The sequence below is a fragment of the Micromonospora sp. NBS 11-29 genome, from assembly GCF_002140155.1.
GTDB lineage: Bacteria > Actinomycetota > Actinomycetes > Mycobacteriales > Micromonosporaceae > Micromonospora.
The window spans coordinates 225,918-238,107 of the sequence record NZ_NAPR01000017.1; the positions used below are offsets into that span (position 1 = coordinate 225,918).

A 12,190-nucleotide genomic window follows, 5' to 3' on the forward strand; every position below is an offset into this window, starting at 1 on the left:
GCAGCAGTGCCCGATTCGCGGGTCTGCTCCCGGCCGCCGCTTTCCGGCGGCCGTGGGCCGGGGTGAGGAGGTGTCCCAGGTGGACGTCGACGCCGGACACGGCGCCGCCCTGGGTGGCGCCCTTCCGACCCCGGGGGAGTCACCGCTCACCCGCCGCCTGCGCTCCCTGCTCACCTGGCCCGCCGCCGACGGCGACCCGGTCACCACGCTGGTCCGCGCCCACCGTGGCATCCATCCCAGCGCCGACGCCTCGGTGCTGCGCCGGGCGTACACGATCGCGGAGAACATGCACCGCGGCCAGTTCCGCAAGAGCGGCGAGCCGTACATCACCCACCCGTTCGCGGTCGCGCAGATCTGCGCCGATCTCGGCATGGACACCACCACACTGGTCGCCGCGCTGCTGCACGACACCGTGGAGGACACCCGCTACACGCTCCAGGCACTCCAGGAGGACTTCGGCCGCGAGGTGGCCCACCTGGTCGACGGGGTGACCAAGTTCGACAAGGCGTTCTACGGCAAGGCCGCCGAGGCGGAGACCGTACGCAAGATGATCGTGGCGGCCGGCAAGGACGTCCGGGTGCTGATCATCAAGCTGGCCGACCGGCTGCACAACATGCGCACGCTCGGGGTCCGCTCCGCCGCGTCCCGGGAGCGGATCGCCCGCAAGACGCTGGAGGTGCTGGTCCCGCTCTGCGACCGGCTGGGCATCCAGACCCTCAAGCGCGATCTGGACGACGTGGTGCTGCTGCACCTGCAGCCCGAGGAGCACGCGCGCATCGCCCGGTTCGTGCACGACCGGCCGGGCTGGGACGCCTACCTCGCCGACGTGGTGTCCCGCACCCGGGTGGCGCTGCGCCGCAACCGGGTGGACGCCGAGGTCTCCCCCCGGCCGAGGCACCTCTACTCGATCTGGAAGGACACCGTCGCCGGCGACCACGCCACCCCGTACGACCTGCCCCGCATCGCCATCGTGGTGGACGGTCCGGCGACCGACTGCTACGCCGCGCTCGGCGCCGTGCACGGCCTCTGGCGGCCGGTGCCGGGCCGCTTCAAGGACTTCATCGCCTCGCCGAAGAACAACCTCTACCGGTCGCTGCACACCAGCGTCTGCGGCCCCCAGGACCGCACCGTGGAGGTGCTGATCCGCACCACCGAGATGCACCGCTCCGCGGAGTACGGCGTGGCCGCCCACTACCGCTTCCCGCGGGCAGCCGGCCGGGCCGCCGACCGGGCGGACGAGCTGGCCTGGCTGCGCCGGGTGCTCGACTGGGAGCAGGACACGGTCGATCCGACCCAGTTCATGGCGTCGCTGCGCTGCGACCTGGCCGAGGCGCAGATCCAGGTCGTCGCCGACGGACGCCAGGTGGTGCTGCCGGCCGGCGCCACCCCGGTCGACCTCGCGTACGAGCTGGGCACCGAACGCGGCGACCACTGCCTCGCCGCGCGGATCAACGGCCGACTGGCCCCCCTCTCCTCCGAACTGGAGGAGGGCGACGTGGTGGAGATCTTCACCGAGAGCGACGCGGAGAGCGGCTTCGAGGCGGCCGCCGCCCCCCGCGGGCCGCGTCGGGAGTGGCTGGGCTTCGTCAAGTCCCCGCACGCCCAGATGCAGATCAACCGGTGGTTCGCCGACCACACCGAGCCGGGCATCTCGATCGCCGACAAGGTCCGCCTCGGCCGGGCCTCCGTCGGTCTGGCGTTGCGCACGTACAACCGGGGCCTGGCCAGCGACCTGCCGCTGCTGCGGCTCTCCGAGGAACTGGGCTACCCCGACCTGGAGACGCTGCTGGTGGCGGTCTTCGACCGGACGGTCGAGCCGGACGCGGTGGTGCGCCAGCTCATCGACCTCGTCGACCACCGGAAGTAGCTGAAGGTGCCTCACCCGCGCGCGTCCGGCGGCCACTAGCCTGGACGCATGATCCCCCGCGCGCGTGCCACCGGTCGGGCCCTCGGCTACCAGATCTTCTACCGGCTGCCGGTCCCGCTGCGGCGGCGACTGGTCCGGCTGGCCGTACCGAAGTACATCGTCGGCGCGGTGACTCTGGTCCGGGACGCGGAAGCCACCGGTGCGGGGCGGCTCCTGCTGCTGCGCCAGCCGCCGGGCTACAGCTGGACCCTGCCGGCCGGGCTGCTGCAACGCGGCGAGGCGCCGGTGGTCGGTGCCGCCCGCGAGCTGTACGAGGAGTCCGGCATCCGCCTCTCCCCCGACGCGCTGCGCCCCGCGGTGCCGAACGCGGTGGTGCACGCCAAGGGCTGGGTGGACGTGGTCTTCGAGGCGGAGGTGCCGGCGTCGCGCACGGAGCTGACCGTGGACGGGGCCGAGGTCTTCGAAGCCGCCTGGCATCCGCTGGACGACCTGCCCCGACTCAGCCGCGCCACCGCCAACCTGCTGGGCTACTACGGCATCGGCCCGCGCGCCGGCGAGGTCCCGCCGGCGACACCCCCGGCCGCGTGACCACCTCCGGCGGCGGATCGGCGACAAGCGGCGGGCCGGTCACGGGCGGCGAGGTGTGCGCGGTGGTGCTGGCGGCCGGCGCGGGCACCCGGCTGCGGCCGCTCACCGAACGGGTGCCCAAGGCGCTCTGCCCGGTCGGCAACGTGCCGCTGCTCGACCGGGCCCTGGCGCGGCTGGCCGGGCTCGGCCTGGCAGGCCCGGAGCGGGTCGCCGTGAACGCCTGCTACCTGGGCGAGCAGGTGGTCGACCGGGTCGGTCGGCGGGCGCACCTGTCGGTCGAGCCCGGCGATCCGCTGGGCACCGCCGGCGGCCTGGGGCGACTGCGGGACTGGATCGCCGGACGGGGGGTGCTGGTCGGCAACGCCGACGCGTACCTGGCCGACCCGCAGGTCCCCCCCGGCCCGGACATCGCCGCGCTGCTCGACGGGTGGGACGGGCGGAGCGTACGGCTGCTCGGACAGCCGGCGGACGACCCGGCCGCCCCCGGCACCTTCGCCGGCCACCTCTTCGTCGGGTTCTCGCTGCTGCCCTGGCGGCTGGTCCGGAACCTGCCGGCCACGTTCGGCGACCTGGTCCGGGCGGTGTGGCGACCGGCGGAGGCGGCCGGCGCGCTGACCGTGGTCCCCTACCGGGGCACCTTCTACGACACCGGCACGCCGGCCGACTACCTGGCCGCCAACCTGCACGCCGCGGGCCCGGACGGGCTGGTCGACGCGTCCGCCGAGGTGGACGGCCGGGTCACCCGTTCGGTGGTCGGCGCGGGGGCCCGCGTGCACGGTGTGGTCGACCGGTCGGTGATCTGGCCCGGCGCGACCGTCACAGCCGGGGAACGTCTCGACGCGGTGATCCGGGCCGGCGCCGACCTCACCGTCCCGGCCGCGCGGTGACCGCGCCGGGCTCTAGCATGGGCGTCGTCGCCGACGAACGGAGAAACGTCCCGTGATCACCGCGATCGTGCTGATCGACTGCGCCACCGACTCCATTCCCGAGGTGGCCGAGGCCCTGGCCGACCTGCCCGGCGTCAGCGAGGTCTACTCGGTGGCCGGGCACGTCGACCTGATCGCCATGGTCCGGGTCCGCGAGTTCGAGCAGATCGCCCAGGTCATCGCCGGCCGCATCTCGAAGGTGCCCGGCGTGCTCAACACCGAGTCGCACATCGCGTTCCGCGCCTACTCGCAGCACGACCTGGAGGAGGCGTTCGCGATCGGGCTGGCCGCCGCCGACTGAAGACGCGCGGGTGGCCGGCCCGCCCCGGGTGGGACGGGCCGGCCACCGTCGGCCGTGCGCTGCGTCAGCTCTGCGCGGGCGCCGGGGCCTCCGTGGCGCCCGGACCGGGCTGCTCGGTCGCGGTGCCGCCCGGAGCCGGCGACTCGGTGCCCGGAGCCGGTGCTTCGGTGCCGCCCGGAGCCGGCGACGTGGTGCCGCCCGGGCTGGCCGAGCCGGTCGTCTGCGGAACCGGGACGCCCAGCGTCTGCGCCAGGGCCACCAACGCGTCGTAGTGCGCCTGGAGGACCGGCAGCGCGTCCTGGGCGAGCTGCACCACCGACTGCTCGGAGCCCTGCGAGATCTCCGTCTGGGTGGCCTGGATCGCCTGGACGTGGCCGGCGAGCTCGGCGGTCACCCAGGCCTTGTCGAACTCGGCCCCGTTGAGCTTGTTCAGCCGGTCGAGGACCTTCTGCTGGTCGGCGGTCGGGTCGGCCGGCAACTGCACGTTGAGCTGCTGGGCGGTCGACTGCACCGTCTGGTCCAGCTGGGTGTGGTCCGTCACGAACATCTTGCCCAGGTCCTTGACCTGCTGGTTCTGGCCCTTCTGCTGGGCCAGGTTACCGGCGGTGATCTCGAACAGGTTGACCTGGTGCACCGCCTGCAGGTACTGGGTGTCCTGCGTCGACGGCTGCGCCGCGGCCTGCGCTGCGGCGGCGGGCGCCAGCCCCACGACCACCAGCGCGGCCAGCAGACCCAGGCGTTTGATTCCCAACATGCGTTCCTCCCCCATGAGACGTCGGACCGCACGGATACCCGGCTGGCCAGGGTTATTCCTCCGGTCTCACCCGTCCGGGCAGCAGCCCACGCCGACCGCGCGCGGGGCAGCCGGGTGTTAAGAGGGGGCCCCTCCTATACCGGAGGCGTTAAGAAGGTGCCCTTCCTTACCCGAAACGGCGTGGCGCCCGCCGGAAGGTCCGGCGGGCNGCGCTCCGGCCGGGGCTCGACCGGCGGGTGCCCCGGCGAGACCGGCGCCTCGGCCGGCTTCTCGATCGGGTAGAAGAAGCCCCGGATGGCCGGGCCGAGGGCACCGAGCCGGTTCATCTTCTTCGGCACCACCCAGCCGACGTAGTCCAGCGCCGGCGCGTGGCCGTCGTGCCCGTCGGCCGAGGTCAGCGGCTGGTGGACCTCGACGAACCGACCGTCGGGCAGCCGCTTGATGATGCCGGTCTCCACACCGTGGGCCAGCACCTCCCGGTCGTGCTGCTGGAGGCCCAGGCAGATCCGGTAGGTGAGGTAGTAGGCCAGCGGCGGCACGACCAGCAGGCCGACCCGGCCGGCCCAGGTCATCGCGTTCAAACTGATGTGGAACTTGTCGGCGATGACGTCGTTGGCGCCGGAGAGGGTCAGCACGAGGTAGAAGGCCACCGCCATCGCGCCCGCCGCGGTCCGGGCCGGAACGTCCCGGGGCCGCTGGAGCAGGTTGTGGTGCTTGCGGTCCTTGAGGTGCCGCGCCTCCATGAACGGATAGAACAGCGAGATCATCACGAGGATGCCCGGAAGCACGACCGTAGGCCAGAACAGCGGCGGAATGACGTATCCGTCGCCGATCGGGATGCTGATCTCCCAACCCGGCATGAGTCGGGTCGAGCCGTCGAGGAACATGACATACCAGTCGGGCTGGCTGGCCGCCGAGACCACCCACGCCTCGTACGGGCCGAAGTACCAGATCGGGTTGATCTGGAAGAGGCCACCCATCAGCGCGACCACGCCGAAGACGACCATGAAGAAGCCGCCCTGCTTGAGCGCGTAGCGCGGGAACATCCGCTCGCCGACCACGTTCTCGTTGGTCCGGCCGGGGCCGGGCCACTGGGTGTGCTTCTGCTTGAACACCAGGCCCAGGTGCACGCTGATCAGCGCCACCAGCAGGCCCGGGATGAGCAGGACGTGGGCGATGAAGAAGCGGCTGATGATGATCGTGCCGGGGAACTCCCCGCCGAAGATCGACGAGCTGACCCAGGACCCGATCACCGGGATCGACAGGATGATCGCCGAGGCGATCCGCAGGCCGGTGCCGGAGAGGCCGTCGTCCGGCAGCGAGTAGCCGGTGAAGCCGGCCAGGAAGCCGACCCAGAAGAGCAGCGAGCCGATGATCCAGTTGGTCTCACGCGGCTTGCGGAACGCGCCGGTGAAGAAGACCCGGAGCATGTGCACCACGATCGCGGCCATGAACAGCAGCGCCGACCAGTGGTGCATCTGCCGCATGATCAGACCACCCCGGACATCGAACGAGATGTCCAGGCTGGAGGCGTACGCGGCCGACATCGGGGTGCCCCGCAGCGGCGCGTAGCTGCCGTCGTAGGTCACCTCGGTCATCGCCGGCTCGTAGAAGAAGGTCAGGAACACGCCGGTCAGCAGCAGGATCACGAACGAGAAGAGCGCGATCTCACCGAGCAGGAACGACCAGTGGTCGGGGAAGACCTTGTTCAGCAGCTTGCGCAGCGGCGTGGCCACCTGGAAGCGGTCGTCCACCGCCCCGGCGCTCTTGGCCGGCAACGCGGCCGGATCGAACTTTCGGCGCTTCATGGCCGCTCCCAGAAGTCGGGACCGATGGTTTCGGTGTAGTCGGACCTCGCCACGAAGAAGCCCTCCTCGTCCACCTCGATCGGCAGCTGCGGCAGCCGCCGGTTCGCCGGGCCGAAGATCGGCTTGGCGTTGTCGGTGATGAGGAACTGCGACTGGTGGCAGGGGCAGAGCAGCCGGTTGGTCTGCTGCTCGTAGAGGCTGGCCGGGCAACCGGCGTGCGTGCAGATCTTGGAGAAGGCGACGTAGTTGCCCCACATGTAGTCGCCGTGGCCGATCTGCTCGTTGGCCGCCCGCGACCGCTGCGCGTCGTCCTCACGCAGGTGGATGAGCAGGGTCGGCGAGTCGGCGTGCCGGTTGCTGACGCCGCCCTCGATGCCCGGGAACACGGTGAGCTGGCCGCCGACGCTGACGTCCGCCGGGCGGATCGGGCGGCCGTCCTCGCGGATCAGTCGGATCTTCTCGCCGCCCTCGGCCGGGTGGAAGCCGGTGGTGAACATCTGGTTGTTCTTGTGCGGCTGCTCGATCAGACCACCGATCAGCGGCGCCGCGGCCACCGCACCGACCGGCGCCAGGCCGGCGAGCAGCGAGATGCCGAGCAGCGGGCGCCGCTTCACCCCCAGCTCGTCGGCCAGGTAGAGCATGGTCTCGCCGGTGATCTTGCGATCCTCCGGGTTGTCGACCTGGTCGTGCCGGTCCTGGATCGAGACCTCCTTGGGCAACAGCTTCTTGCCCCAGGTCAGGATGCCGAAGCCGACGCCGAGCAGCGCCACGCCGAGGGTCAGGCCGAGCAGCGGGGTGTAGAGCTTGTCGCCGCCCCGACCGGCCTCCCACTGCCACGGCCACCAGATGTAGACCACCAGGAAGGCGGTGGCGGCGAGGCCGGTCAGCAGGAACATCAGGGCGACCGTACGGGTCAGCCGGCGCTCGGCCTTGCTGCCCGGGACGACCTGCTCCTCGTAGTGGACGATCTCGATGTCGTCCCGCCGGGCGCCCTCCTGGACGATCTCGAACCGGGAGAGCCGGGGGTCGTTCACGTCGAGCGGCTCCACGCCCCGCGGGGCCTGGTGCTCGGTGTGGGTGCTCATGCCGTCACCTCGCTACGGGTGGCGCCGGTGGCCGGCACCAGGGCAATGGTACAGGTGTTCGGCCGGGTCACGACTTGCCCGCAATCCACAGGCTCGCGAAGACCAGTGCCACGATGCCGACCAGGAAGATCGCCAGACCCTCGGTCGACGGGCCGTACCGGCCCAGGTTGAAACCGCCCTGGTCCTGGTCGTGCTTCAGGGTCTCCTGGATGTAGGCGATGATGTCCGCCTTCTCCTCCGGCGTGATCTGGTTGTCGCCGAACACCGGCATGTTCTGCGGGCCGCTCAGCATGGCGGCGTAGATCTGCCGGTCGCTGGCCGGCCGCAGGCTCGGCGCGTACTTGCCGGAGGAGAGGGCACCGCCGCCGCCGCCGAACGCGTGGCACTGCGAGCAGTTGATCCGGAACAGCTCGCCGCCGGTGGACATGTTGGCGCCCTCACGCAGGTTGCCCGAGGGCACCTGCGGGCCGCCGCCGAGTTCCTGGATGTACTGGCCGAGCTGGCGCACCTGCTCGTCGGTGAACTGCGGAGGCTTGCGCATGGCCTGGGCCTCCTGCCGGGCCATCGGCATGCGGCCGCTGCCGACCTGGAACTCCACCGAGGCCGACCCGACCCCGATCAGGCTCGGTCCCCGTCCTTCGACGCCCTGGGCGTTGCGACCGTGACAGGTCACACAGCTCACGTCGAACAGCGCCTTGCCCTCGTTGCCGGCGGCGGTCAGCGGCGGGTTGTCCTGCGCCTGGACGCCCGGGGCGAAGACGGTGTAGGCGCCGCCGGCCAGCATCAGCGCGGCGAACAGCCGGACCGCGGCACCCAGCCGGCGGCGGCCCCTGCTGCGCGCCACGGGCCGCCCGCGCAGCCGCGCGAGCAGACCGCGTCGGCGGTCGTTGTCAGAAGTCATGACCTGTGTCCTTAACCGGTTGGACCTTGTCTCAGGGGACGGAGCAGCGGCGCGGTTCGTGACGCGCCAAGATCACTGAAGCCAGTAGATCATGCCGTAGAGCCCGATCCAGACGACGTCGACGAAGTGCCAGTAGTAGGACACGACGATCGCCGAGGTCGCCTGGGCCGGGGTGAACCGGCCCATGGTCGTGCGGACCATGAAGATGATGAAGGCGACCAGACCGCCGGTCACGTGCAGACCGTGGAAGCCGGTGGTGAGGTAGAACATCGACCCGTAACCGTCTTCATTGATCTTGACGCCCTCGTGCACCAGGGTCCGGTACTCGTTCGCCTGGCCGAGCACGAAGATCAGACCCATCACGAAGGTGATCGTGAACCACCGGCGCAGGGCGTGGACGTCGCCCTTCTCGGCCGCGAAGACACCGAGCTGGCAGGTCACCGAGGAGAGCACCAGGATCACCGTGAAGGTGGTCGCATACGGGATGTTCAGGACCTCGGTGTGCTTCTCCCACTGCTCCGGCGCCGCCGCGCGGATCGAGAAGTACATCGCGAACAGCGCCGCGAAGAACATGAGTTCGCTGGAGAGCCACACGATCGTCCCGACACTGACCATGTTCGGCCGCGTCAGGGAGTGGATCCGGCTCTTGTCAATGGCTGGGGCCGCAGTCACGCGGTCATTATTGCCCTTGACCGGGACCGACGATCAGCGGGGTGGCAAACCAGTGGCCCGCGTGGCCCGATCGTGGTCGTCCGCTTCGCCTGACCTACCCTGAAAAGCGTGCTGCACGTCGATCAGATTCCGGCGACGCTGGCGGCGGGCGGAGAGGCCCCGCCGCCGTTCACCGTGGCCCGGGTGCTCACCGAGACCCGGCTGGACAGCTGGCTCACGCTGGGCCTGGTGCTCGCCGCCGGCCTCTACCTCTACGGGGTGCACCGGCTGCGGCTGCGCGGCGACCGCTGGCCGGTGATCCGTACCGTGGCGTTCCTCGGCCCCGGCCTCGGCGGCATCGCCGTGGTCACGGTCAGCGGGCTCGGCGCCTACGACACCGCCCTGATCTCGGTGCACATGGTGCAGCACATGGTGCTGTCGATGATCGCACCGATCTTCCTGGCCCTGGGCGCCCCGGTGACGCTGGCGCTGCGCACGCTGCCGGTGCGGCCCCGCAAACGGCTGCTCGCGATCGTGCACAGCCGGGTCGCCCGCGTCTACAGCTTCCCGCTGGTGGCGTTCGCCATCTTCGTGGTGAACCCGTTCGCGCTCTACTTCACCGGCCTCTACGAGATCACCCTGCGCAACGAGCTGGCGCACGAGCTGGTCCACGCGCACTTCATCATGACCGGCTGCGTCTTCTTCTGGCCGCTGCTCGGCCTGGACCCGCTGCCCGGGCGCTGGCCGTACCCGGCCCGCGCGCTGCTCATGCTGCTCTCCGTGCCGTTCCACACCGTGCTCGGGCTCACCATCATGCAGAGCACCACGCTGCTCGGCGGCGACTGGTACCCGTCGTTGAACCTGGCCTGGTCCGACCCGCGCAACGACCAGGTCGTCGCCGGCGGCATCCTGTGGGCGGGCGGTGAGTTCGTCAGCGTCACCATGCTGGCCGTGCTGGTCGTGCAGTGGATCAGACAGTCCGAGCGCGAGGCCCGCCGGCTGGACCGCGAGCTGGACCGCCAGGAGGCCCGCGAGCGCGCGGCCGAGGCGGGCGCCGGGGCCGGGACCGGGCCCACCGGCCGAATGTGACGCCCGCTACGATCAGCGGGCAGCTACGAAGTGGGAGCCACGTCACGATGAGCGATCGTCTTTGCACCGTCCTGCTCTACAGCGACGACCCGAAGGTCCGGGACCGGATGCGGCTCGCCGTCGGCACCCGACCGGCACCCGGGATCGAGATCGAGTTCGTCGAGGCCGCCGACTACGCCGGTTGCGTCCGGCTGGTCGACGACTACGAGATCGACCTGCTCCTGCTCGACGGCGAGGCGAGCCCGGGCGGCGGCATCGGCATCGCCCGGCAGATCAAGGACGACCGGGACGACGCGCCGCCGACCTGCGTGGTGCTGGCCCGCGCCGCCGACCGTTGGCTGGCCGCGTACGCCGAGGTCGACGCCACGCTCACCCACCCGCTCGACCCGGTGACCGCCGGCACCACCGTGGCCGAGCTGCTGCGGCGCACCCACGCCGCGGCCTGACCCACCCCGCGGCGTCACGGCGACGCGGCCGTGACGCGCCCCCCACCGCTTCACTCACGCCGCTCGGGAGGCCCGCCTTGGGCGAACGGACCTGGCCGCTTCTGCTCAACGCGCTGCTGCGCGGCGAGGAGCTCTCCACCGCCGACACCGCCTGGGCGATGGGCGAGATCATGGCCGGCTCGGCCACCCCGGCGCAGATCGCCGGCTTCGCCGTCGCGCTGCGCACCAAGGGCGAGACGCCGGCCGAGCTGGGCGGCCTGGTCGAGGCGATGCTGACCAACGCGGTGCCGGTGCACCTGCCCGAGGAGGTACGCGCCACCGCCCTGGACGTGGTCGGCACCGGTGGCGACCTGGCCCACACCGTCAACATCTCCACCATGGCGGCGCTGGTGGTGGCCGGAGCCGGGGTCCGTGTGGTCAAGCACGGCAACCGGGCCGCCTCCTCCTCCTGCGGCACCGCGGACGTGCTGGAGCAACTCGGCGTACCCCTGGACCTGGCGCCGGAGCAGGTGGCCCGCTGCGTCACCGAGGCCGGCATCGGCTTCTGCTTCGCCGCCCGGTTCCACCCCGGCATGCGCCACACCGGCCCGGTCCGACGTGAGATCGGCGTACCCACCGCGTTCAACTTCCTCGGCCCGCTGACCAACCCGGCGCGACCCCGCGCGGGCGCGGTCGGCTGCTTCGACCGGCGGATGGCCCCGGTGATGGCCGCCGTCTTCGCCGCCCGCGGCGACTCGGCGGTCGTGTTGCGCGGCGAGGACGGGCTGGACGAGTTCAGCACCGGCGCGCCGACCCGCGTCTGGGTGGCCCAGCAGGGCGCCGTCAGGGAGATCCTGCTGGACGCGACGGACCTCGGGGTGCCCCGGGCCACCCTCGCCGACCTGCGGGGCGGAGACGCGGTCCACAACGCCGACGTGGTCCGGCGGCTGCTGGCCGGCGAGACCGGCCCGGTCCGGGACGCGGTGCTGGTCAACGCCGCGGTCGCGCTGGCCACCCAGGGCCCTCTCGACGGCGACCTGCACGAGACGTTGCGGGCCAACCTGGACCGGGCCGCCGAGTCGGTCGACTCCGGCGCCGCCGCAGCCGTGCTGGACCGCTGGCTGGCGGTCGCCCGCGCCGCCTGACCGGATGCGTGTCGTACCCGCGTGCCAAACTACAGGGGAGTAATTTTCCGTTTTCTCCCCGCCGCGGCGGGCACCGGAGCGAGAGGAGACGCCCGTGTCGGACCACGAACTCCACTGCGACACCTGCGAGGGCGTCGTGCTGTTCGAGGCGCCGCCCTGCGGCGACGGGCACGGCGTCGACTGCCCGGAGCTGATCTGCACCGGCTGCGGCTCCGCCGTGCTGCTCGCCCCGGTCGCATCCCGCCCGGCCCGCCGGCGGGCGCCGCGCACCTCCCACCGTCACGCCGCCTGACAGCGCTCGCGCCTCTCTCGCCTGACACCGCTCCGTCCCGGTCGACACCGACGCCCGCCCCCTCACCCGGCCACGGCGGGCAGGCGAGCGGCGAGACTGACACCAGTTCGCCGAGGTGGTNAATTCGGACAGTCGGTACCGTCAACTTCATGATCAACGGGGCGAGGCAGGGCGAGGGGTGGGAGAGCAGCAGGCCCGCGGCCCCGGGAGGGGGCGCGCGGGCCTGCGGAAAGAACGGGTGGGTCAGTGCTCGGCGGTGCGGCGGGTGCCGGAGTAGTACTCGAAGAGCAGCCCGCAGGTGGCGAAGACCACCGCGACCAGGCCCAGGCCGACCAGCCAGAACTGCCAGAACACGAGG

General features: G+C 71.7%; 13 protein-coding genes and 1 pseudogene. 8 read left to right on the forward strand and 6 right to left on the reverse strand.

The genetic code is table 11. From position 1 onward, the window contains the following. The first annotated feature begins 79 nt into the window (after positions 1–79). The 4 genes from B1205_RS21695 to B1205_RS21710 are packed head-to-tail and all read left to right on the forward strand — an operon-like array spanning position 80 to position 3,682. Positions 80–1,867 carry a RelA/SpoT family protein gene (locus B1205_RS21695; protein WP_089157382.1) on the forward strand — a complete coding sequence of 596 codons (1,788 nt, stop codon included), beginning with the start codon at positions 80–82 and terminating at the stop codon, positions 1,865–1,867. A gap of 48 nt (positions 1,868–1,915) precedes the next feature. Continuing rightward, positions 1,916–2,455, forward strand: a complete 540-nt coding sequence (locus B1205_RS21700; protein ID WP_089157277.1) for an NUDIX domain-containing protein — start codon at positions 1,916–1,918, stop codon at positions 2,453–2,455. Further along, the gene (locus B1205_RS21705; RefSeq protein WP_176308720.1) at positions 2,452–3,342 is read left to right on the forward strand and encodes a sugar phosphate nucleotidyltransferase; all 891 of its coding nucleotides are present in this window, start codon (positions 2,452–2,454) and stop codon (positions 3,340–3,342) included. Before B1205_RS21700 ends, B1205_RS21705 begins: the two co-directional genes overlap by 4 nt. A gap of 52 nt (positions 3,343–3,394) precedes the next feature. Beyond that, a complete protein-coding gene (locus B1205_RS21710) occupies positions 3,395–3,682 on the forward strand; it encodes an Lrp/AsnC family transcriptional regulator (RefSeq protein WP_089157278.1) in 288 nt (95 codons plus the stop codon). 64 nt (positions 3,683–3,746) lie between these two features. Here the strand turns inward: B1205_RS21710 and B1205_RS21715 are convergent, their stop codons facing one another. From B1205_RS21715 to ctaE, 5 genes are all read right to left on the reverse strand, one after another. Then, complete coding sequence (locus B1205_RS21715; protein WP_089157384.1) at positions 3,747–4,436, reverse strand: DUF4142 domain-containing protein; 690 nt, start codon at positions 4,434–4,436, stop codon at positions 3,747–3,749. Between the two features lie 134 nt (positions 4,437–4,570). Next, the gene (gene qcrB, locus B1205_RS21720) at positions 4,571–6,244 is read right to left on the reverse strand and encodes a cytochrome bc1 complex cytochrome b subunit (RefSeq protein WP_089157279.1); all 1,674 of its coding nucleotides are present in this window, start codon (positions 6,242–6,244) and stop codon (positions 4,571–4,573) included. Next, positions 6,241–7,329: a cytochrome bc1 complex Rieske iron-sulfur subunit gene (gene qcrA / locus B1205_RS21725; RefSeq protein ID WP_089157280.1), complete on the reverse strand. Its 1,089-nt coding sequence runs from the start codon at positions 7,327–7,329 to the stop codon at positions 6,241–6,243. The genes qcrB and qcrA overlap by 4 nt, the downstream gene beginning before the upstream one ends. A 67-nt stretch (positions 7,330–7,396) precedes the next feature. Further along, positions 7,397–8,230 (reverse strand): cytochrome bc1 complex diheme cytochrome c subunit, encoded by an 834-nt coding sequence (qcrC, locus tag B1205_RS21730; protein WP_089157281.1) that lies wholly within the window; start codon positions 8,228–8,230, stop codon positions 7,397–7,399. A 72-nt stretch (positions 8,231–8,302) separates the two neighbouring features. Continuing rightward, a complete protein-coding gene (gene ctaE, locus B1205_RS21735; RefSeq protein WP_089157282.1) occupies positions 8,303–8,902 on the reverse strand; it encodes an aa3-type cytochrome oxidase subunit III in 600 nt (199 codons plus the stop codon). 108 nt (positions 8,903–9,010) lie between these two features. On the opposite strand from ctaE, the gene B1205_RS21740 reads away from it, so the two are divergent. The 4 genes from B1205_RS21740 to B1205_RS21755 all read left to right on the forward strand — a co-directional run bounded on the left by B1205_RS21740 (position 9,011) and on the right by B1205_RS21755 (position 11,832). Continuing rightward, positions 9,011–9,970, forward strand: a complete 960-nt coding sequence (locus B1205_RS21740; protein WP_089157283.1) for a cytochrome c oxidase assembly protein — start codon at positions 9,011–9,013, stop codon at positions 9,968–9,970. A 47-nt stretch (positions 9,971–10,017) separates the two neighbouring features. After that, on the forward strand, positions 10,018–10,416 hold the full coding sequence (locus B1205_RS21745) for a hypothetical protein (protein WP_089157284.1): 399 nt from the start codon (positions 10,018–10,020) through the stop codon (positions 10,414–10,416). 77 nt (positions 10,417–10,493) lie between these two features. Continuing rightward, positions 10,494–11,540, forward strand: coding sequence for an anthranilate phosphoribosyltransferase (gene trpD, locus B1205_RS21750; RefSeq protein ID WP_089157285.1), 1,047 nt, complete (start codon positions 10,494–10,496; stop codon positions 11,538–11,540). Between the two features lie 94 nt (positions 11,541–11,634). Continuing rightward, positions 11,635–11,832: a hypothetical protein gene (locus B1205_RS21755; RefSeq protein WP_089157286.1), complete on the forward strand. Its 198-nt coding sequence runs from the start codon at positions 11,635–11,637 to the stop codon at positions 11,830–11,832. Between the two features lie 243 nt (positions 11,833–12,075). On the opposite strand, the pseudogene B1205_RS32075 reads toward B1205_RS21755, so the two are convergent. Beyond that, positions 12,076–12,190 (reverse strand): annotated as a pseudogene (locus tag B1205_RS32075) (cytochrome c oxidase subunit 4); the annotation flags it as partial.

Excerpts from the sequence above, each read along its gene's own strand:
- B1205_RS21700 (WP_089157277.1), top strand. The coding sequence starts at position 1,916 with ATGATCCCCCGCGCGCGTGCCACCGGTCGGGCCCTCGGCTACCAGATC.
- B1205_RS21715 (WP_089157384.1), bottom strand. The coding sequence starts at position 4,436 with ATGTTGGGAATCAAACGCCTGGGTCTGCTGGCCGCGCTGGTGGTCGTG.
- qcrA (WP_089157280.1), bottom strand. The coding sequence starts at position 7,329 with ATGAGCACCCACACCGAGCACCAGGCCCCGCGGGGCGTGGAGCCGCTC.
- qcrC (WP_089157281.1), bottom strand. The coding sequence starts at position 8,230 with ATGACTTCTGACAACGACCGCCGACGCGGTCTGCTCGCGCGGCTGCGC.
- B1205_RS21745 (WP_089157284.1), top strand. The coding sequence starts at position 10,018 with ATGAGCGATCGTCTTTGCACCGTCCTGCTCTACAGCGACGACCCGAAG.